The sequence below is a fragment of the Pseudophaeobacter flagellatus genome (genome assembly GCF_021228235.1).
Classification (GTDB): domain Bacteria; phylum Pseudomonadota; class Alphaproteobacteria; order Rhodobacterales; family Rhodobacteraceae; genus Pseudophaeobacter; species Pseudophaeobacter flagellatus.
This window is the reverse complement of the sequence record NZ_JAJQRG010000009.1, coordinates 99,545-118,458: the sequence shown is the minus strand read 5'-3', so window position 1 is coordinate 118,458 and position 18,914 is coordinate 99,545. Positions and strand designations below refer to the sequence as shown.

The following is an 18,914-nucleotide window of genomic DNA, read 5'->3' as shown; positions in this document are numbered from 1 at the left end:
GCTGTAGGCCGGTGGAGTTCTCCGCTTCAAGGCATAGCTCTGTCATGTAAAAACGGTAGAGAGTCGGCTCAACTGCGGTAAATATATGGCGTTCAAGGGAAAAATGTGGTCTGCGCTGCCACGACCAGACAGGCAGCCGCCACGACAGCTAGCGCCGAACACAAAGCCCAACATCAGTTGGCAGGCGTAGGAGCAGCCTTGCGGTGGCGGCCAGAACCGGCAAAGCTGCGCCTCGCCCTTTCCCTACCAGGAGCCCAGCGCCATGCAGCATTTCCCATATCAGCTGACCGGACCAATCGGATCCACCGCCACCCTTGGCCTGATTGCCCTGCAGGTGGATGAAACCATCGAGCAGGATTTTCGCCGCCTGTTTCCCAGTCGCGACATCGCGATCTATGTCAATCGCATCCCCTCTGGCGCGGCGCTGACCCCGGAAACCATCGCCCAGATGGAACGCGACCTTCCTGCGGCGGCGGCGCTCTTGCCGCAGGGGGTGGCGTTTGATGTGGTCGCCTATGGCTGCACCTCTGGCACCACCCTGATTGGCCCCGAACGGGTGGCTGATCTGGTGCAGGGCGCCCTGACCACCCGGCATGTGGCCCAGCCGCTTGATGCAACGCTGGCCGCCTTTGCGGCGTTGGATCTGACATCGGTAGGGCTGGTTTCACCCTATATAGACTCGGTCTCGGGCCCGATGCGCCAAACCTTCGAGGCGGCGGGCCTACAGGTTCCAAGCCTTGTCTCCTTTGGCGAAGAGGTCGAGGCCAATGTCGCCCGCATTGACCCTGCCTCGATCCATGCCGCCGCGCTGCAGGTAGGGGCGGATCCATTGGTTCAGGCAGTGTTTCTTAGCTGTACCAATCTGCGCACACTGGACATTATCGACGATCTGGAGCAGCGCATTGGCAAACCCGTGATCAGCAGTAATCAGGCCCTAGCCTGGCATATGGCCCGGCTGTCAGGCGCCCCCCTGGCCACAGACGCCCCAGGTGTTTTGACCAGCAAGCCCCTGGCCAGCCCGCATTAGGGCATCCTGCCCCCCCCCTATTTGATGCAAATGGTGCAAAACCCCCGCCCGACAGCGATGTCGGGCGGGGGATCATGCCTCCTGCATAGCGGCGCGCAGGAGAGGGGCGCAGAAGGCGCAGGCTCAGTTGCCATCGCCACTCAAAGTGCTGGGGGCAAAGGCACCACCAAACCCCGAGCTTTCCTCTGCAGGCTCAGCCGCGCCACTTTCTTCCTCACCCGACAGGGTATTGGGAGCAAAGACGCCACCAAAGCCAGAGTTGTTATCCGCAGGTTGAGACTGGGCTGGGGCTGTGCTGCCCTGCTCTGCCTCTTGCTGCTGGCGGCGCAGCTCGCGCTGGCGCTGCAACTCCTGGATACGTATCTCTGTCTCCAGGCGCTTTTGCTCCTGCACATTGGCGATACATTGCTGCGGGCTATAGACTGTTGCGGTTCCCACCACGACCACCGTCGCACAGGCCACGACCACCAGCGCAACCGCCGCCCAATTAGAGCTGAGAAAGCCCGGCATCTTGAAGCGACCTGAGCTGAGCTCTTCGACCGTTGCCCCTTTGCGCGCCTCAAACACCAGTTCCTTGCGACGGATATTGGCCTCGTTGAACAGCGCGGCAAAGACCGTCAGCAACACAATAATAAAGGCCAGCGCCGAAATCGCCGGGGTGATGCCATAGCGAACCTTTTGCGCCAGCTCGATGGTCAGAGTGGGGTATTCGCCAAAGGTAAAGGTGGTGGTGTTGTAGTTCTCGAAACTCGCCAGAAAGGCCAGCACTGCGGCACTTGCGATAGCAGGCTTCATGAAGGGCAGAAGAACCTTGCGAAAGGCCTGTGCATGGGTGGCACCCAGATCCAGCGCCGCCTCTGTCAGAGCAGCATCATAGCGCTGCAGACGCGCCACCAGCACCAGCATGCAGTAGCTGGCAATAAAGGTGGATTGGCCAATCACCGTCAGGAACAGCCCATTGGATAGGAAACTATCCGCCCCCAGCCCCAGCATCCGGTTGATCCGGTCCCAGAACACCAACGTCGAGATACCGATCACCACACCGGGCACCAGGATCGGCGCAATGATGATGGTGTAATAGGTCGCCCGCAACTTGGGCCAGATTTGGGTCAGCATCAGGGCCCCTGCCAGCCCCATGGCCACCGACAGGATAACGGTACCAAAGCCCACCAGAACAGAGTTCTTGATACCGTTGAGGATCCGTTCGTCGTGAAACAGAGCCGAAAACCATTCAAAGGTCAGGCATTCCCAGGGGGTGGCACGGGGGAACTCGGGAGAGTTGAAGGCCGTGACCGACATGATCACCAAAGGCCCAAGCAAATAGGCAAAGAAGATAGCCAGATAGGCCCAGATGCTTAGGCGCATAAGAGAAAGGTTCTTCATTTGCCGATATCCCCCATGTCCACCTTGAACAGGCGCATCACTGCAAGCACCAGAAGGATACAGGTGACCAGCAGTACCACGGCATAGGCTGCGCCCTGTGGCCAGTCAGAGTTGTCGTTGAATTGCTGATAGATCAGCTGGGTAAACCAAAGCGAAGACGGCCCGCCCAGAATCTGTGGCGCCGCAAGCGCCCCGGCAGACAGCATGAACACCATGGTACAGCCCGAGCTAATCCCCGGTTTGGCATAGGGGATGACCACGCGGCGGTGGATCATCGGCCAGCTCGCCCCCATGTCGCGGGCAGCTTCGATCTGATTACGATCCAGGCTTTCGATCACGTTGTAGATCGGAAAGATCATCAACAGGATATAGGCATAGCCCAGCCCGGCATACAGCGCGATGTCATTGCGGATGAAATCAAACGGCGTGTCAAACACCCCAGCCGCCACCAGCAGATTGTTCAATACGCCAGTCTCGCCAAAGATAATCCGCAGCGCAAAGGCGCGCAGGATCTCGTTGATCCAATAGGGAATGATCAGCATCAGCGCAAAGATGCGGATGTGATTACCCTTGGTCTGAGCCAGGTAATACGCGATTGGGTAGCACAGGATCAGGTTGAAGATGGTAACAAAGACCGCCGCAATCAGGGTGCGGTAAAACACCTTCAGATCAACGGCATTAAAGTCCTGACTGCCGCCTTCGGGGCCAAAGACAAGATATTTGTAATTTTCCATCGTGTAGACGTCTTTTGGCCCGCCAATTTCTGGCGGCGGCAGGTTGGGCCGAAAAGAGAAGTCCAGCATCGACAGCTGCGGCATGATGATCAGACCAATGGTCCAGAACAGCACCAGCCCCAGCATCAAGGAGCCAATGCCCAGACCGTTGCGATCAAAAAATTCTTTTAGGAAACGGGGCATCGCCAGTCTCCCTATTCGGTGGCCAGATCGCCGGCCGGCAAGGCCACAGCGTTCTGGACATCATATTGCAGGGTCATCGACTGCCCCTTGTGGCTATCAAAGGACTGGCCCAGATTGGGCAGCGAAACCTTCATTTCCTTACCGCCGTCGCCTTCCATGAAGATGTTGAACGCATTGCCTTCAAATTCCTCGTTGGTGACGGTGGCGGTGACAAAATGGTCGCCCTCGCTGCCCACCGGCGCCAGCGCAAAGGCTTCGGGGCGGATGAACATCATCGCATCGTCCCCCGCTTTCATCTTGCCCTGATTGGCACTGGACACCCGCGCCAAAAGATCGCCGGATCGATTGGTGGCAATCAGCGCAGTATCGCCCTGCACCTGCTTCACGGTGCCACGAAAGACATTGTTTTCCCCAACAAAAGAGGCGGCAAAAGCTGTCGAGGGATCGTTGTAGATGGTTTTTCCATCACCAATCTGGTCAATGACACCGGCCCGCATGACCGCAATATTATCGGACATGGTCAAGGCTTCGCCCTGGTCATGGGTGATGTAGATAAAGGTGATGCCCACCCGTTTCTGGATTTCACGCAGCTCTGTACGCATGTGCTGGCGCAGCTTGAGATCCAGCGCCGAGAGAGGTTCATCCAGCAGCAAGACATCGGGTTCAGCACAAAGCGCACGCGCAATGGCAACCCGCTGGCGCTGACCGCCCGACAATTCCGAGGGCAGCTTGTCCCCCTGATCCGGCAGGGCAATCATGTCCAGCAGTTCATCAGCGCGCTTGCGCCGCTCCCGCGCCGATGCGCCTTTGATTTCCATCGAGAAGGTGATGTTTTCCCAGACCTTCATCAGCGGGAACAGGGCAAGGTTCTGAAAGATCAGCGCGGTGGGACGTTTGTTGGGGCCGATCCCCTTCATGTCCTTGCCGCCAATCAACACCTGGCCTTCGCTGGGTTCCAGAAATCCCGAAACCGCGCGCAAGATCGTTGTCTTGCCACAGCCCGAGGGGCCAAGGAAGGAAAAGAAATCCCCTCCGTTGATATGCACTTTTGCGTCGCGCACGGCGACAAAATCTCCAAAGCGGATCCAGAGGTTTTCAAGATCTACGCCGACCCCAGCACTCATGTGGTCTCTCCTCAGCTCACAGCTCTCCTGCCCGGTGGAGAATACCCCCGGCGCAAACAGGCTGCTCTATTCATTCAGATGTGTTCTGCGCACAGGGCGCTTGGACTGGCCCCCGGAAAACCGGAGGCCAGTTTGTCAAAAACAAATCAGGCGCTTTTGAACTTGTTGACGAACTCGGTCCGCACTGCGGCATACCAGGGCGCTTCGGCAGGCCATGGGTTCAGATTGGCCAGGCTGTCGGCGGGATAGGCTTCGGCAAAGTTCTTTTTGTAGACGTCACCGGAATAGGTGTCGGCCCCCAGAACCGGCGAGTTGTAGCCATGGCTGTCAATCGCCTTGCCGGCGGCTTCCTGGCCAAAGGCATAGTCGATGAAGGCATAGACCTGCTCTTCGTTTTTCGCGCCAACCGGCATAGACATGCCATCGACCCAGGCCATCGCACCTTCAACAGGGGCTTGGTAATGCACTGGCTCGCCCGCAGCTTTCAGCGCCAGAGGTGGGCCATCCCAGGTTTGACCAACCACGACGCCTTCATTCAGCAGCCCGTTTTTCTGCGTATCGGCATCGTTCCAGATCAGCTTGATCCGGTCTTTGCGCGCCATGCACCAATCGGTGATCTTGCCCCAGACATCGCGCATGGTGTCTTCGTCACCATAGGCGGCCCAGACAGAACCCGGCTCCATTTCACCAGAGGCTTCCATATAGAGCCCCGCACCCAGCATCATAGAATGGGCACGGCCCATGGTCTTGCCGGCGTTTTCTTCGGACCAGACATCGCCATAAGACGGCGCATCGCCCGCTGGCAGCCATTTGTCAGTGCGATAAGCAATACCTTCGGTGCCCCAGATATGTGGCAGCCAATGCACACCGGCCCCGTCAAAGTTCCAGGCGGTTGTGCCAATCTTGGCCATCGCGGGGTTCACCGCGTCGATGTTGACCTTGCTCATGTCGAATGGCTTCAGCAGTTCCAGCGGGCCCCACTGCAACGACCGGTTGTTGGTCGGCGAAACAATGTCAAAGCCCTGCCCCTTGGTGGCTTTCATCTTGTTGATGATTTCTTCGTTCGAGCCAATACCAGTGTAATTTACCTTGATGCCGGTCTTTGCCTCAAAACCTTCGATGAAGGCAGGCGGCAGATAATCCGACCACATCAGAATGTTCACTTCCCCCGAAGACGCCAGCGCGCTTTTGGAATAGAGCGGCGCTGCAAGAGCAGCCGCACCGGCGCTTTTCAGCAGGGTCCGGCGAGTGACGCTAGATTTGGTAGTCATGTTCAATTTTCTCCCTAGTGGGTTGTTGGTCTTGTTTCTTATTGTTTTTTTATATTGAAAGAGTGCGAGGCATTACGCCCAACAAACAGTGACAGTTTCAAAAACTGATAAGGCCAAAATGCCGCAGCACTGCGAAATCATGGCTCCAGTCTTGTTACAACACCACTCGATTCCCCTTAGCTGCGGCAGAATAAGGTGGTGTTGTAACAAGAGTTTGCGCGCCGCAGCCCATTCCGTCAACATGACAGATGCCGAACACAGCCCTGCGCCAGGAAATGCCTATAAAACAGACGGATGGATAACCTGGGCAGGCTGACCACCGGCCCATCTACACCCCATCGACAGCCTGTCGCCAGTCTGCCACGAGAGGTATCACCGGGCTGACCAAAGGGGGATCAAACCGACAGGCCGATCAGCGCCACCCCCAGCGCCATCACCATGGCGGCACCCAGACGGCGCATCCAGTTGCCCTCTTTCAGCACCAGAAACCCAATCAGCGCGGCAAAGATCACCGAGGTTTCACGCAGCGCCGAGACCGCACCAAGCGGGGCAAAATTCTTGGCAAAGAGCACCAACCCGTAGGCCGTCATCGACACAAAGCCCCCGGTGATACCAATCACCCAGCTGCGCAGCGGGATCAGCCGCAGCACCCGGCGGCGGCGCAGCCCGATAGCGGCAGTCACAAATATATGCGCCACCGCCCCCCAGGCCCAGTAGCTCAGCGTATTGCCCGACAGGCGCACCCCCAGCCCATCCACGGTAGAATAGAAAGAAATACAAAGCCCGGTGCCCAGCGCATAGAGCAGCGCCACGCCGCCAACCCCGGATTTGAGCGCCTTCCAACTGCTCAGCAGGATGCCCAGCGCGATCAGCGCAATGCCGCCCCAGGCCTGCAGCGGCAGGAACTCATCGGCAAAGAACATCGCCCAAAGCGCCACCAACGCCGGAACGATACCGCGGGCGATAGGGTAGACAACGCTAAGGTCGCCATGGTTGTAGGCCTGTCCCAGCATGTAGAAATAGCCAAAATGGATCAGGGTCGACAGCGCCACATAGCCCAGGCTTTCCAGCTCTGGCAGCGGTAGGATCATCACCATGATGACACCGGGGATCACATGGCCCAGGGCGACCAGCCCCAGGGTCGTGGTGCGATCAGCAGCGGTTTTGACAATCGCATTCCAAACCGCGTGCAACAGCGCCGCCGAAAGGATGATAAAGACAACAAAGGGCGTCATCGGCAAAGCACCTTTCGCGGTGGCTCAAACAGATCAAAGAAATGGTGGTAAAGGAAAATAATCAGGCTCTAAATCATATATTGGAGCCTGATCTAGCGTCATGTTCCAACCTCTGAATCCCCCATATCTTCGATCAGGCGCGTTTCAAGAAGCTGGCCGTTTTTGTACAAAACCGGGTAGGATACCGCCGCGACATGGCTATTGAATTCACGCAGGGCGCGCAGGGTTTCCAAGTGGATATCCGAGGTTTCGAAACTATAGCGCTCGCCGCTTTGCAACCGTTTCAGGTGGCGTTTGCGGCTGTCGCGTTCCATCCGCTTCAGTTCTGTCTTTTCCAGGTTCAGTAGGCGCGCGCTTTCCAGATCATCCGAGATCAGTACATTCGACGCCAGACGCAGATTGGCCATGATCGCCTCGTGCATACGCAGGATTTCACCCCAGCCCTCGGCCGAGAACCGCAGGTTCTTTTTGTTCAGCCGCCCGGCCAACACTGCCAGACGCTGCGAGGCCACATCGCCGGCGGTCTCTAGGCGGATGGCATATTCCACCATCTCGCGCGCCTGCTTCATCGCTTCCTTATCAAAGCTGTCGATCGGAATATCCGCCACATAAGAGCGGATACCCGAAAGGCAGGCGTTGACCTCTGCATCAAGCGCCTGCAGCGCCTTGATCTGATCGCGCTCGCCGGTCTTATACAGCTCAGCCAAGGGGCGGAACATGGTCTCGACCAGATCGCACATCCGCAGCAATTCGCGCTTCAGATTGGCCATAACCTGGACAGGCGTGCCATAGACACCCGGCTCCAACGCGCTGACAGGACGCCCATCCAGGCCGGGATCCGGCAATTGCGGTTCCGGCATCAGCCGCACCATCAAGGGTTCGATCTGGCCACAGATCGGCAGCGCCAATATCAACAGAGAGCCATTGAACAACAGATGTACATAGACCAGCATCTGCCCAGTTTGCGGCCCCTCAAGCAGCCCCGCCCCCAGCGCGGAATTCACCGCAAGCAGGCAGGCCACCGCCCAGCTGCCGCGCAGCCCCAGATTGGCATAGGGGATGCGCCGCGCGCTCTGGCTTAATCCACGGCTTAGCCAGACCGGAATAAAGGCCGAGCCAAAATTGGCCCCCAGCACCAGCGACAGCCCCGCCGCAAAGGGAATGGCACCAATCTGCACCAGGGTCACACACATCAGGATGGCCGCCACCGAGGAATGCATCACAAATGCAAGCCCCGCGCCCACCAGAAAGGCGGTGATATAGTCCCGCGCCAGATAGCCTGCCACCGCAGGCAAAAAGGCACTGTCGCGGATCGGATCCATCGCCTCGCGCAGGAAGCGCAGCGAAATCAGGATAAAGGCAATACCCATCAGGATACGCCCGGCCTGGCGGGTTTTCTTGCCCTCGGTTTTGACAAAAAGGTAGCCGCCCACCGCCAAGAGCACCGGCACCAGCCAGTCCAGCTTGAACGACAGGATCTGAATGATCAGCGCCGAGCCCAGATCGCCACCCAGAACAATCGCCAGCCCGGTAGGAAAGGCCAGATAGCCGCCAGAGGCAAAGCCGGTGGTCAATAGCGCCACCGCAGCCGAGCTTTGCAGTACCAGCGCCAGGCCAATGCCGACTCCGCCCGCCTGCAGCTGATTACCGGTGCCGGTCAAAAGCCGCTGAAAAGACGCACCATAGCTGCGTTCAATGCCGGTACGCACCATGCGCACCGCAAAGAGCAAGAACATGGTGGCGCCCGCCAGGCTGATCAAAAAGGTCAAAATCGCCACGTCTAGTCTCCTTCGGGGGTCGGCTGTGCCAGCGCAAATTCGGTGCCCCAGTCCACCAGCGCCCGCGCCAGTTTCTTGCCCGGTTCACGGTCGCTCACCAGCAGATCCAGCTGCTGTGGCAGCGGGCCACGGTGGGGGGCCTGTTCAGAAAATTTGGCATGGGTTGTCACCACAAAAACCTGCTCGGCGGCGGCGGTGATGGTCATGGTTAGCTGTGCCTCGGCGGCGTTGTGGAACAGCAACCCGTGTTTGGCCGAGAGCGCATCCGCCGAGAGAACCGCCACATCCAGCGCAAAGCGGGCCAGTTGCTGTTCTGTCACCGGGCCAAAGGTGCCACGATCGTCGCTGCGCATCTCGCCGCCCAGCAGGTGCAGCCGGTTTCCATTGTGATTGGCCAAGAGCTGCGCCACACCAATGGAATTGGTCACCACCGTCAGGTTTCGCCGTAGCCGCAGGGCCTCGGCGACAAACGAGGTGGTGGAGCCCACATCGAGAAACACCGTCATACCATCGCAAATGCGCGGCAAGACCACTTGGGCGATCTCCTGCTTCTCTCGCGGGTTTTCCCCCATGCGGCGGAAAAAGCTGGCGCTACGCTGGCCAGTGCTGCCCGGTCCCACCAGATGGGCACCGCCATGCACACGCTCGACAGACCCCACCTTGGCCAGGGATTTGATCGTGCGGCGTACGGTCTCTTCCGAGACGTCCAGCATGGTGGCCAGCTCGGCGCTGCGCCCCGATCCGCCAAGACGGCGCAATGCATCCAGCAGCGCAACCTCTCGGTGGGATGGCGTGGCAGAGGGTAACATTGGATCAGACTCCACAGTCGGGCAAAACATCTGCCAACCTGGCAGTGAAAGGCCAAAACCACAAGGAAAAACCCACAAAAACCCAATAAAACGGTCACAAACCAGCAAGGTCGTAGCAAAACTGCTTTTCAAATCACCGCCAAGGCGCTTAGCTGGCCGCGCCATCTGCTGCCTCACCGCACTCAAAGGATCCCCGTATGAGCCATGCTGCGCCCCAGCCCAAGAATGTGCTGTTCATCCTGATCGACCAAATGCGCGCCGATTGCCTGATGGGGGCACTGGCCGACCATGTGGCGCTGCCAAACCTGCGCGCATTGATGGGCGAGGCGGTGAGTTTTGCCCAGAACTACACGGTGGTGAATCCCTGCGGCCCCTCGCGCGCCTCTATTCTGACCGGGCAATATGCCATGAACCACCGGTCGGTGCGCAATGGCACGCCACTGCGCCATGACATCCCCACTCTGCCCGGCGAGATGCGCAAGGGAGGCTATACGCCGATGCTGTTTGGCTATACCGACACCAGCCGCGACCCGGGTCGCCATCACCCCAACGACCCCGCCATCCGCACCTATGAACAGCACATGGAGGGCTTCCAAGAGATGCTCGAGATGCGGCTGGAGATGTCCTATCCTTGGCGGGCCGATCTAATCAACAAGGGCTATACATTCAACAGCTATTGGGATCTGCACCGGCCGGTGGCGCCCGATGGCGGGGTGCCAAGGCTGAACGACCCCGCCCCCTACCGGGCCGAAGACAGCGATACCGCCTTTTTGACCAATCGTTTTTTGGCCACCATGCCCGGCTATGCCAGGGTTGACCCACAAGACAACGGGCAGCCGGGCTGGTTTGCCCATCTCACCTATATCCGCCCGCATCCCCCCCTGGTGGCCCCGGCCCCCTACAACACCCTATATGACCCTGCCCGCCTGCCCCTGCCGCAGCGACACGGCAGCCAGGCCACAGAGGCCGCACTGCATCCCTTCTTTGCCGCGGCGCTTCAGGTGGCAACCCCGGCCTCTATGGTGCTGGGTCATCCCGATCTGCTGCCCAACGATGATACGATCCAGACGCTGCGGGCGCTCTATCTGGGGCTGGCCAGCGAGGTCGACGCCCATATCGGCCGGGTGCTGCAATTCCTGAAAGACAGCGGCCAAGACGACAACACCCTGGTGGTGCTTAGCGCGGATCATGGCGAGATGCTGGGCGACCGCCACAGCTGGGGCAAGATGACGGTCTATGACGCCGCCTATAAAACACCCCTGATCATTCGAATGCCCGGCAATGCCCAGCGCGCCGGCAGCGTGGTACAAGAGATCACTGAATCCATTGATCTGACCCCCACCATTCTGGACTGGGTCGGGCAAGAGATCCCCAACTCCATGGATGGTGCCTCGCTGCTGCCGCTGTTGCGTGGCGAGACGCCCGCCGACTGGCGTTCCTATTCTTTTTCCGAGCTGGACTTTGGCAGCGCCGAGAGCGCGAGCCACTGGCAACAGGCGCTCGGCACCGAAATATCAGAGTCTAACCTGAGTATTTTACGCGATTCCCGTTTCACCCTGGTTGAATTTGCCGCCGATCTGCCACCGCTTCTGTTTGATCATCACGGCGCCGGCGAAATGGAAAATGTCGCCAGCCATCTCGAACGCCAAGGCGATCTGGCACGGCTTGGCCGCCATATGCTGCGGCATCGGATGCGCAACATGGACCACAGCCTGTCGCTGAAGGCGATCACCCCCCAAGGGCCGCAAGAGCGCCAGCGCCAGCGCCCCGGCCAGAACAAGGCGCAGGGCTGACAGCCACCGTGTCGCTCTGGCGCAGCGCAGCGCCCCTTGACCCACGCCCCTGATGTCGGGCAAAACCGCCCCCAGCTTTAGCGGTAACACAGCGAGAGATCCTCCGCTGGCAAACAGAAACAGAGGCGGACCCAAGATGAAAACTCTCGACCAAGAGGCCAGAGCGTTGTTTGACGCCGCTGTTGCCCGTGCCGATCCCGCTGCTGCTCTGCGTCAGGCCCTTCAGGCCGCCCCGCTGCCACCGCTGGAAACAGGCGGGCAAAGCTATATTCTGGCCCTAGGCAAGGCAGCAGTGCCGATGATGCAGGAAATGCTGGTGCATTGCCCTGAACCACGCCAGGCGCTGGTGGTCACGAACCCAGAGAACCAGCACCCTGTCCCTGGCGCCAGGGTGCTGGCCGGGGCACATCCGGTGCCCGACCATACCAGCGCAGAGGCCGGTGCGGCCGTACTGGATTTTCTGTCCCGCACAACAGCCAAGGATCGTGTCTTTGTCTTGGTATCCGGCGGTGGCTCGGCCCTCATGGTGGCGCCCGCGCCAGGGCTGACCCTGGCAGACAAGGCCACCGTCAGCACCGCGCTGTTGTCCTCGGGGCTGGAGATCAACGAGATGAACCTGGTCCGTCAGCAACTGTCGCAGCTTAAGGGCGGTGGCCTGCTGCGCCATGCCGCACCGGCGCCGGTACAGGCCTATATCCTGTCGGACGTGATTGGCGACGATCTGCGCGCCATCGCGTCGGGGCCAACCGTCTCTGCCCTGGGAACACCGGCAGAGGCCCGCGCCTTGCTGCAACAGGCCGGGGTCTGGCAAGATCTGTCGGCCGCAGTGCGCTCCCACCTGGAACAACCCCACACCCCACAAAACCTGCCGCTGCCAGAGGCGCAGAACCAGTTGATCGGATCAAACCGCCACAGCCTGGCTGCAATACTGGAGCTGGCCTCCGCGCACGGCTGGCAAGCAGAGTTGGTCAGCGACCATCTCGTCGGAGACGTGGCCGAGGCCGCCGAAGATATCCTTCAGGCGGCCAAGTCCGCCCCCAGTGATCGCCCCGTGGCACTGATCTTTGGCGGCGAAACCACCGTGCGCCTGCAAGGGACTGGGCTGGGCGGGCGCAATCAGGAACTGGCCCTGCGTCTGGCCCAGCGCGGCGCGACCGAGCTAAGCGGCGACTGGCTGTTCCTGTCGGGCGGCACCGATGGGCGCGACGGCCCCACCGATGCGGCAGGCGGAATTGTCACACCGCACACCTGGGAAACCATTACCAAGGCGGGCAAAGACGGTGCCGCGCTTTTGGCAAACAATGACAGCTATGCCGCGCTGAAAGCCGCAGAGGCGTTGTTGATCACCGGCGCGACCGGCACCAATGTGGCGGATGTACAGCTGTTCCTGCGCCGTCCCGGCTAACGCGAAAGCAGAGCTACAGTTCGATCTCGTCCAGTTGGTTCAACAGATCCAGCAGCGCCTCATAGCGGTCTTCGCCCATCTTTTGTCGGGTGCGGTCCACAATGGCGATGCTGGCAGCGATATTGGCATCGATGATCTTTTCGCCCGCTGCGGTGATGCGGATCACCTGACGGCGGCGATCCACCATATCCTGTTCGCGACTGATCAGCCCCTTCTGTTCCAGCTTTTGCAAAATTCGCGTCAGGCTGGGCAGAAGCAGGCAGGCCTGCTCGGCGATTTCGGTGGGATCGACTTTGCCACTTTCCTGCACCACACGCAGGACCCGCCATTGCTGTTCCGTCAGGTCGACATCGCTCAGCAGGTGACGGATAGGTCCCATGACCCGTTCGCGGGCACGAAGCAGCGCAATGGGCAGAGAACGGGAGGTAGAGGGCAGTTTGTTTTTCATGCTCATTTATCGCCTCAAACATGACTGGAATGCAATTGCCAGTGCAGCCTTTCAAAGAATTGACATTGGGGACCGAATAAACTACACATGTTAACGATAGGACGCAGGACGACTTTTGATCCGGTCCTTGCCGCCGCGCGCTGCTGCCCTGACCCAAGGAGCCCAAAATGCCCGTTCCCGCCCCCGTTCTCTACCCGCCCTTCAACATTGTGCGCCTGTCTCATGTGGAATACCGGGTCACTGACCTGGCTGCGTCGCGCAAATTCTATGTCGAAATTCTGGGCCTGCAGGTCACCGGCGAAGACGACACACGCATCTACCTGCGCGCCATGGAAGAGCGTGGCCATCACTGTATCGTGCTGGAGCAGGCTGCAGAGGCCGAAGTCGGCGTACTGGGCTTCAAGCTCTATGACGAACCGGATTTAGACAAGGCCGCCGAATTCTTTGCCGCCAAGGGCCTGCCGGTGGACTGGGTCGAGCGCCCCCATATGGGCCGCACCCTGCGCACCCGCGATCCCTGGGGCATACCACTGGAGTTCTACGTCAAGATGGATCGGCTGGCGCCAATTCATCAACAATACAGGCTCTATAATGGGGTGAAACCGCTGCGCATCGATCACTTCAACATGTTCTCGGCGGATGTGGATGCCAGCGTCGCCTTCTATAACGAGATCGGATTCAGGGTCACCGAATACACCGAAGATGACGAAAGCGGCAAGGTCTGGGCGGCCTGGATGCACCGCAAAGGGGGCGTGCATGATGTGGCGTTTACCAATGGCACCGGACCGCGCCTGCACCACACTGCCTTTTGGGTGCCAACGCCGCTGAACATCATTGATCTGCTCGATCTGATGTCCACCACCGGCTATGTTGCCAATATCGAACGCGGCCCCGGACGGCATGGCATTTCCAATGCCTTCTTCCTTTATGTACGTGACCCGGATGATCACCGGATCGAGATCTACTGCTCGGACTACCAGACCGTTGACCCCGATCTGGAGGCAATCAAATGGTCGCTGACCGACCCCCAGCGCCAAACCCTCTGGGGGGCGGCTGCACCGCGCAGCTGGTTTGAGGAAGGATCAAGCTTTGAAGGGGCCACCACACAGGACAGCGCACTGAAAGCACAGCCGATTATTGCACCGTAGTACAACAATAGGACAGCGCCCGAACCTGGCTGGGGGGGGGGAAAGCCCCCTGCCATGGGGAGGGTCGGGGGCTGTCCGGGCCAAGGCCCGAACACTGGAGTTTTGACAATGAAATGGGATGAATTTTCGGGCTGGGGCCGCCGCATTGCGGATTGGGCGCAAGACTACCACCTGACGGTGGGCGACAGGCCGGTGCGGGCAAACACCGAACCCGGCGATGTGCTGGACTCCCTGCCCCTCTTTCCACCCGAGGGCGGCGAAGACATGGAGGCCATCTTTGCCGATTTTGAAGAGATCGTGATGCCGGGGATCACCCATTGGCAGCACCCGCGCTTCTTTGCCTATTTCACCTCTAATGCTGCTGCGCCCTCGGTGCTGGCAGAGTTCCTGACTGCGGCCATCGCGCCGCAGTGCATGCTGTGGCAGACCTCTCCGGCGGCGACCGAATTGGAAACGCGGATGATGGACTGGCTGCGCCAATCGCTGGACCTACCCGGTGAATTTCAGGGCGTCATTCAGGACAGCGCCTCTTCGGCGACGCTGGCCGCCGTGTTGACCATGCGGGAAAAGGCGCTGAACTGGCAGGGTAACCAGCAGGGGCTGTTCGCGCAGAAACCGCTGCGCATCTATTGCTCTTCCGAGGTGCATACCTCAGTGGATCGCGCCATCTGGGTGGCGGGCATTGGCCAGCAAAACCTGGTTCGGGTGCCGATCAAAGGCACATGGCGCGGCATGGACCCTGCGGCGCTGCGTCAGGCAATCGAGGCCGATATTGCCGCCGGGATGCAGCCTGCCGGGCTGATCCTTTGTGTGGGCGGCACCGGCACCGGTGCCACTGATCCGGTGGATGACTGCCTTAAGATCGCCGAGGAATACGGGCTTTACAGTCATATCGACGCTGCCTGGGCCGGATCCGCGATGATCTGCCCCGAATATCGCCACTACTGGCCAGGGGTGGAACGCGCCGACAGCATCGTCTTCAACCCGCATAAATGGCTGGGGGTACAATTCGATTGCTCGGCGCATTTCCTGAAAAACCCGGATGATCTGGTGCAAACCCTGGCAATCAGCCCCGAGTATCTGAAAACCCACGGCAAGGATGGCATCATCAACTATTCGGAATGGTCGGTGCCACTGGGGCGGCGTTTCCGGGCGCTGAAGATCTGGTTCCTGATCCGCAGCTATGGCCTGGAAGGCCTGCGTGACCGCCTGCGCAATCACATCAACTGGTCCACCAAACTGCACGATACCCTTGCATTAGAGCCTGATTTCGAAATCATCACCCCGCCGATGTGGTCGCTCTGGACCTTTCGCTATGCGCCGCAGGGCACCGAGGATCTGGATGCGCTGAACCTGGCGCTGGTCAATGCCATCAATGATGACGGGCGGATCTACCTGACCCAGACGCGGGTGGACGGTGATCTGGTGATCCGCTTTCAGGCCGGCCAGTTTGAAACCACCGAGGCAGATGTGATGATGGCCCATACCGTAATCTGCGAGATTGCAGCGCAGCTCTAGCCGCCGATCTGCGTCTCTTCCCCACCGCGAACCTCTCTCTGTCGCCTTGCGACTGGGAAGGAGGCAAAGTAAGCGTTGGGGCGGGGGGAGAGACGCGACATACGTATTTCCCTGCAATTGACCAAAATGCGAGGCCGCCGTTAGCCTGAAGGCACAGGAGCGAGACTGCGCCAGCCCTACACATAGGCGCGCCCTCAGGGAGGAACGACATGAAACGCACTTTGCTTGCAGGAATGGTCTCTGCACTGGCACTGGCTTCGGCCGCCGCTGCAGATATCAAGATTGCCCATATCTACGGCAAGACAGGCCCGTTTGAAGCCTATGCCAAACAAAGCCACGATGGCCTGATGCTGGGGCTGGAATATGCCACCGGCGGCACCATGGAAATCAACGGCGAAAAGATCGTGGTGATCGAAAAAGACACCCAACTGAAACCAGAAAACGGCAAGGCCCTGCTGGAAGAAGCATACGGCGACGATGAGGTCGATCTGGCCATTGGCCCGGTCAGTTCCGGCGTGGCGCTGGCAATGCTGCCGGTGGCCGAAGAATACGAAAAGATCCTGATTGTCGAACCCGCCGTGGCCGACAGCATCACCGGTGAAAACTGGAACCGCTATATCTTCCGCACCTCGCGCAATTCATCGCAGGACGCAGTTTCCAGCGCCATTGCCCTGGCGGGTGACAACGTCAAGATCGCCACCCTGGCGCAGGACTATGCCTTTGGCCGCGACGGTATCGCCGCCTTCCGCGAAGCCCTGGCAGCGCAGGGGATCGAACTGGTCCACGAAGAATACGCCCCCACCGATACCACAGATTTCACCGCCGCCGGCGAACGGATCTTCAACGCGATGAAGGATCTGGACGGCGACAAGAAGCTGTTCGTGATCTGGGCTGGCGGTGGCAACCCGCTGGGCAAGATCAACGCCATGGATCCGGGCCGCTTTGGCATCGAATTTGCCGGGGTGGGCAATATTCTCGCCGCGCTCAAGGGCTTTAAAGACTACGAAGGCATGGAGGGCGGCACCTATTACTACTATGAGCTGCCCGACAACGAGGTGAACGACTGGCTGGTGAAAACCCACTTTGAGCGCTTTGACAGCCCTCCGGATTTCTTCACCGCCGGTGGCATGGCCGCGGGGCTGGCCGCAGTTGAGGCCATTCGCAAGGCCGGTTCCACCGATACAGAGGCGCTGATCAGCGCGATGGAAGGCATGGAGTGGGAGACCCCCAAAGGCACCATGCGCTTCCGTCCCGAAGACCATCAGGCACTGCAGACCATGTACCACTTCAAGCTGACCGTGCAGGACGGTGTTGAATGGGCCGTGCCCGAACTGGTGCGCGAGCTGGCCATCGACGAAATGCCGATCCCGATCCGCAACCAGTAAGGCGGCATCGCTTTGCCTGCCATGGCCCAGAGCGTTGCGCTTTGGGCCATGGTTTCAAGCAAGCCAACCTGGCACCCTGCCAGCGCAGCGCCTGCCTTCGCAGCCCCTTTTTTTCTGACGGACCGGCTGTCACCCTGGTGACGGGATACGGCCAGAGGCACCTTGAGATCTCAATGACAGACCCTATCCTGAAAACCACTGATCTGACTGTCCGTTTTGGTGGCCATGTCGCGGTAGACGCCGTAAGCTGCGCCTTTCACGCCGGAGAGCTGACCGCCATTGTCGGCCCCAATGGTGCCGGCAAGACCACCTATTTCAACCTGATTTCAGGCCAGATCCCGGCCTCTGCTGGTCGGGTTGCCCTGCGTGGGCGCGACATTACCCGCGCCTCCGTGTCTGCCCGTACCAAAGCCGGCATTGGCCGCGCCTTTCAGCTGACCAATCTGTTTCCCGGCCTATCTGTGCTGGAAAACCTGCGGTTGGTGGTGCAGGCCAAGCTGGGTCGGGGCTTCAACCTCTGGTCCATGGTCTCGCGCCATCAGGATCTGACGGATCAGGCCGAAGACATCCTGGCCCGCGTACGGCTGCTGGATCAGCGCGACCAGGTGGTCTCGGAATTATCCCATGGCAACCAGCGCAAGCTGGAGGTGGCGCTGCTGATCGCCCAGGACCCGGATGTCTATATGTTTGACGAACCCACCGCCGGCATGAGCGTCGATGAAGCCCCGGTGGTACTGGATCTCATCGCCGAGCTGAAAGAGCAAAAAGACCGCAGTATCCTGCTGGTCGAACACAAGATGGATGTGATCCGCAGCCTCGCAGATCGCATCATCGTGTTGCACAATGGCGCGCTGGCCGCCGATGGCGCCCCGGCCGAGGTCATGGCCTCGGATGTGGTTCAAGAGGCCTATATGGGCCGCGGTCTGGAAGGGATTCTCGCAGATGTCTGATGCCATCCTGACGCTGGATAACGTCTACACAAATATCGCCCAGTATCACATTCTGCAGGGCGTCGATCTGGTGGTGCCGCGCGGCGCTGTCACCATGCTGCTGGGCCGCAATGGGGTGGGCAAGACCACCACACTGCGCAGCATCATTGGCCACTGGCGCGCCCATCAAGGATGCATCCTGTTTGACGGGGAAGACATCACCAAACTGCCCACCCCGGCCATTGCCCGGCTTGGCCTTGGCTTTGTCCCCGAGGACATGGGCATCTTTGCCGATCTCACGGTTGAAGAAAACATGCAGCTTGCCGCTGTCAGCGGGCCGATCAATTCCGCCCGGCTGGACTGGATCTTCACGGCCTTCCCGCCGCTCAAAACCTTTTGGAAATCGGATGCAGGCACCCTGTCAGGTGGACAAAAGCAGATGCTGTCCATTGCCCGCGCCATGGTGGAGGAACGCAAGCTCTACCTGATTGATGAACCCACCAAGGGCCTGGCACCGGCGATTATCTCCACCATGGCCAAGGCCTTGAAAGATCTCAAGCAGCAGGGATCCTCGGTGCTTTTGGTCGAGCAGAACTTTGCTGTCGCCAAGGCCCTGGGGGACAGCGCCAATGTGATGGATGATGGCCGCATGATCTGGTCCGGCGAGATGGCCGAGCTTGGCCGCGACGCCGCCCTACAGGAACGGCTCATGGGCCTCAGCATGGAAGCGCATTGATGACCCTC

At 59.8% G+C, this 18,914-nt stretch carries 16 protein-coding genes; 8 read left to right on the top strand and 8 right to left on the bottom strand.

What is annotated here, in order from left to right:
- The first annotated feature begins 262 nt into the window (after positions 1 to 262).
- Complete coding sequence (locus tag LRK71_RS16155; protein WP_232404921.1) at positions 263 to 1,027, top strand: maleate cis-trans isomerase family protein; 765 nt, start codon at positions 263 to 265, stop codon at positions 1,025 to 1,027.
- Positions 1,028 to 1,150: 123 nt separating this feature from the next.
- On the opposite strand, the gene LRK71_RS16150 is transcribed toward LRK71_RS16155, so the two are convergent.
- The 7 genes from LRK71_RS16150 to LRK71_RS16120 form a co-directional block, all read right to left on the bottom strand.
- Entirely contained in the window at positions 1,151 to 2,410 is a 1,260-nt protein-coding gene (locus LRK71_RS16150; protein WP_232404920.1) for an ABC transporter permease, read from the bottom strand.
- Positions 2,407 to 3,327 carry an ABC transporter permease gene (locus LRK71_RS16145; protein WP_232404916.1) on the bottom strand — a complete coding sequence of 307 codons (921 nt, stop codon included), beginning with the start codon at positions 3,325 to 3,327 and terminating at the stop codon, positions 2,407 to 2,409. Before LRK71_RS16145 ends, LRK71_RS16150 begins: the two co-directional genes overlap by 4 nt.
- Before the next feature lie 11 nt (positions 3,328 to 3,338).
- On the bottom strand, positions 3,339 to 4,451 hold the full coding sequence (locus LRK71_RS16140) for an ABC transporter ATP-binding protein (RefSeq protein ID WP_232404915.1): 1,113 nt from the start codon (positions 4,449 to 4,451) through the stop codon (positions 3,339 to 3,341).
- Positions 4,452 to 4,597: 146 nt separating this feature from the next.
- Positions 4,598 to 5,722 carry an extracellular solute-binding protein gene (locus tag LRK71_RS16135; RefSeq protein ID WP_232404914.1) on the bottom strand — a complete coding sequence of 375 codons (1,125 nt, stop codon included), beginning with the start codon at positions 5,720 to 5,722 and terminating at the stop codon, positions 4,598 to 4,600.
- Between the two features lie 395 nt (positions 5,723 to 6,117).
- Positions 6,118 to 6,957, bottom strand: a complete 840-nt coding sequence (locus LRK71_RS16130) for an EamA family transporter (RefSeq protein WP_232404912.1) — start codon at positions 6,955 to 6,957, stop codon at positions 6,118 to 6,120.
- Between the two features lie 98 nt (positions 6,958 to 7,055).
- On the bottom strand, positions 7,056 to 8,735 hold the full coding sequence (locus tag LRK71_RS16125; protein ID WP_232404910.1) for a Na/Pi cotransporter family protein: 1,680 nt from the start codon (positions 8,733 to 8,735) through the stop codon (positions 7,056 to 7,058).
- A gap of 2 nt (positions 8,736 to 8,737) precedes the next feature.
- On the bottom strand, positions 8,738 to 9,544 hold the full coding sequence (locus LRK71_RS16120) for a DeoR/GlpR family DNA-binding transcription regulator (RefSeq protein ID WP_232404909.1): 807 nt from the start codon (positions 9,542 to 9,544) through the stop codon (positions 8,738 to 8,740).
- Between the two features lie 197 nt (positions 9,545 to 9,741).
- Between LRK71_RS16120 and LRK71_RS16115 the strand changes: the two genes are divergently transcribed.
- Both LRK71_RS16115 and LRK71_RS16110 read left to right on the top strand, forming a co-directional pair.
- Entirely contained in the window at positions 9,742 to 11,337 is a 1,596-nt protein-coding gene (locus LRK71_RS16115) for a sulfatase-like hydrolase/transferase (protein WP_232404907.1), read from the top strand.
- A 136-nt stretch (positions 11,338 to 11,473) separates the two neighbouring features.
- A complete protein-coding gene (locus tag LRK71_RS16110; RefSeq protein WP_232404905.1) occupies positions 11,474 to 12,742 on the top strand; it encodes a glycerate kinase type-2 family protein in 1,269 nt (422 codons plus the stop codon).
- Between the two features lie 13 nt (positions 12,743 to 12,755).
- Here the strand turns inward: LRK71_RS16110 and hpaR are convergent, their stop codons facing one another.
- The gene (hpaR, locus tag LRK71_RS16105; RefSeq protein ID WP_232405058.1) at positions 12,756 to 13,190 is read right to left on the bottom strand and encodes a homoprotocatechuate degradation operon regulator HpaR; all 435 of its coding nucleotides are present in this window, start codon (positions 13,188 to 13,190) and stop codon (positions 12,756 to 12,758) included.
- Positions 13,191 to 13,357: 167 nt separating this feature from the next.
- Here hpaR and hpaD point away from each other — a divergent pair, with 167 nt between their 5' ends.
- From hpaD to LRK71_RS16080, 5 genes are all read left to right on the top strand, one after another.
- Positions 13,358 to 14,338, top strand: a complete 981-nt coding sequence (gene hpaD / locus LRK71_RS16100) for a 3,4-dihydroxyphenylacetate 2,3-dioxygenase (RefSeq protein WP_232404903.1) — start codon at positions 13,358 to 13,360, stop codon at positions 14,336 to 14,338.
- 108 nt (positions 14,339 to 14,446) lie between these two features.
- Positions 14,447 to 15,856 carry a pyridoxal phosphate-dependent decarboxylase family protein gene (locus tag LRK71_RS16095; RefSeq protein ID WP_232404902.1) on the top strand — a complete coding sequence of 470 codons (1,410 nt, stop codon included), beginning with the start codon at positions 14,447 to 14,449 and terminating at the stop codon, positions 15,854 to 15,856.
- A 209-nt stretch (positions 15,857 to 16,065) separates the two neighbouring features.
- Positions 16,066 to 17,241 (top strand): substrate-binding domain-containing protein, encoded by a 1,176-nt coding sequence (locus LRK71_RS16090; RefSeq protein WP_232404900.1) that lies wholly within the window; start codon positions 16,066 to 16,068, stop codon positions 17,239 to 17,241.
- 173 nt (positions 17,242 to 17,414) lie between these two features.
- Positions 17,415 to 18,191, top strand: coding sequence for an ABC transporter ATP-binding protein (locus tag LRK71_RS16085; protein WP_232404896.1), 777 nt, complete (start codon positions 17,415 to 17,417; stop codon positions 18,189 to 18,191).
- Entirely contained in the window at positions 18,184 to 18,906 is a 723-nt protein-coding gene (locus LRK71_RS16080) for an ABC transporter ATP-binding protein (protein ID WP_232404894.1), read from the top strand. The genes LRK71_RS16085 and LRK71_RS16080 overlap by 8 nt, the downstream gene beginning before the upstream one ends.
- The last annotated feature ends 8 nt before the right edge of the window (positions 18,907 to 18,914 follow it).

What these genes read in the sequence shown, in the direction of transcription:
- LRK71_RS16155 (WP_232404921.1), top strand. Translation starts at nt 263, where the DNA reads ATGCAGCATTTCCCATATCAGCTGACCGGACCAATCGGATCCACCGCC.
- LRK71_RS16150 (WP_232404920.1), bottom strand. Translation starts at nt 2,410, where the DNA reads ATGAAGAACCTTTCTCTTATGCGCCTAAGCATCTGGGCCTATCTGGCT.
- LRK71_RS16145 (WP_232404916.1), bottom strand. Translation starts at nt 3,327, where the DNA reads ATGCCCCGTTTCCTAAAAGAATTTTTTGATCGCAACGGTCTGGGCATT.
- LRK71_RS16140 (WP_232404915.1), bottom strand. Translation starts at nt 4,451, where the DNA reads ATGAGTGCTGGGGTCGGCGTAGATCTTGAAAACCTCTGGATCCGCTTT.
- LRK71_RS16135 (WP_232404914.1), bottom strand. Translation starts at nt 5,722, where the DNA reads ATGACTACCAAATCTAGCGTCACTCGCCGGACCCTGCTGAAAAGCGCC.
- LRK71_RS16130 (WP_232404912.1), bottom strand. Translation starts at nt 6,957, where the DNA reads ATGACGCCCTTTGTTGTCTTTATCATCCTTTCGGCGGCGCTGTTGCAC.
- LRK71_RS16120 (WP_232404909.1), bottom strand. Translation starts at nt 9,544, where the DNA reads ATGTTACCCTCTGCCACGCCATCCCACCGAGAGGTTGCGCTGCTGGAT.
- LRK71_RS16115 (WP_232404907.1), top strand. Translation starts at nt 9,742, where the DNA reads ATGAGCCATGCTGCGCCCCAGCCCAAGAATGTGCTGTTCATCCTGATC.
- LRK71_RS16110 (WP_232404905.1), top strand. Translation starts at nt 11,474, where the DNA reads ATGAAAACTCTCGACCAAGAGGCCAGAGCGTTGTTTGACGCCGCTGTT.
- hpaR (WP_232405058.1), bottom strand. Translation starts at nt 13,190, where the DNA reads ATGAAAAACAAACTGCCCTCTACCTCCCGTTCTCTGCCCATTGCGCTG.
- hpaD (WP_232404903.1), top strand. Translation starts at nt 13,358, where the DNA reads ATGCCCGTTCCCGCCCCCGTTCTCTACCCGCCCTTCAACATTGTGCGC.
- LRK71_RS16095 (WP_232404902.1), top strand. Translation starts at nt 14,447, where the DNA reads ATGAAATGGGATGAATTTTCGGGCTGGGGCCGCCGCATTGCGGATTGG.
- LRK71_RS16090 (WP_232404900.1), top strand. Translation starts at nt 16,066, where the DNA reads ATGAAACGCACTTTGCTTGCAGGAATGGTCTCTGCACTGGCACTGGCT.
- LRK71_RS16085 (WP_232404896.1), top strand. Translation starts at nt 17,415, where the DNA reads ATGACAGACCCTATCCTGAAAACCACTGATCTGACTGTCCGTTTTGGT.
- LRK71_RS16080 (WP_232404894.1), top strand. Translation starts at nt 18,184, where the DNA reads ATGTCTGATGCCATCCTGACGCTGGATAACGTCTACACAAATATCGCC.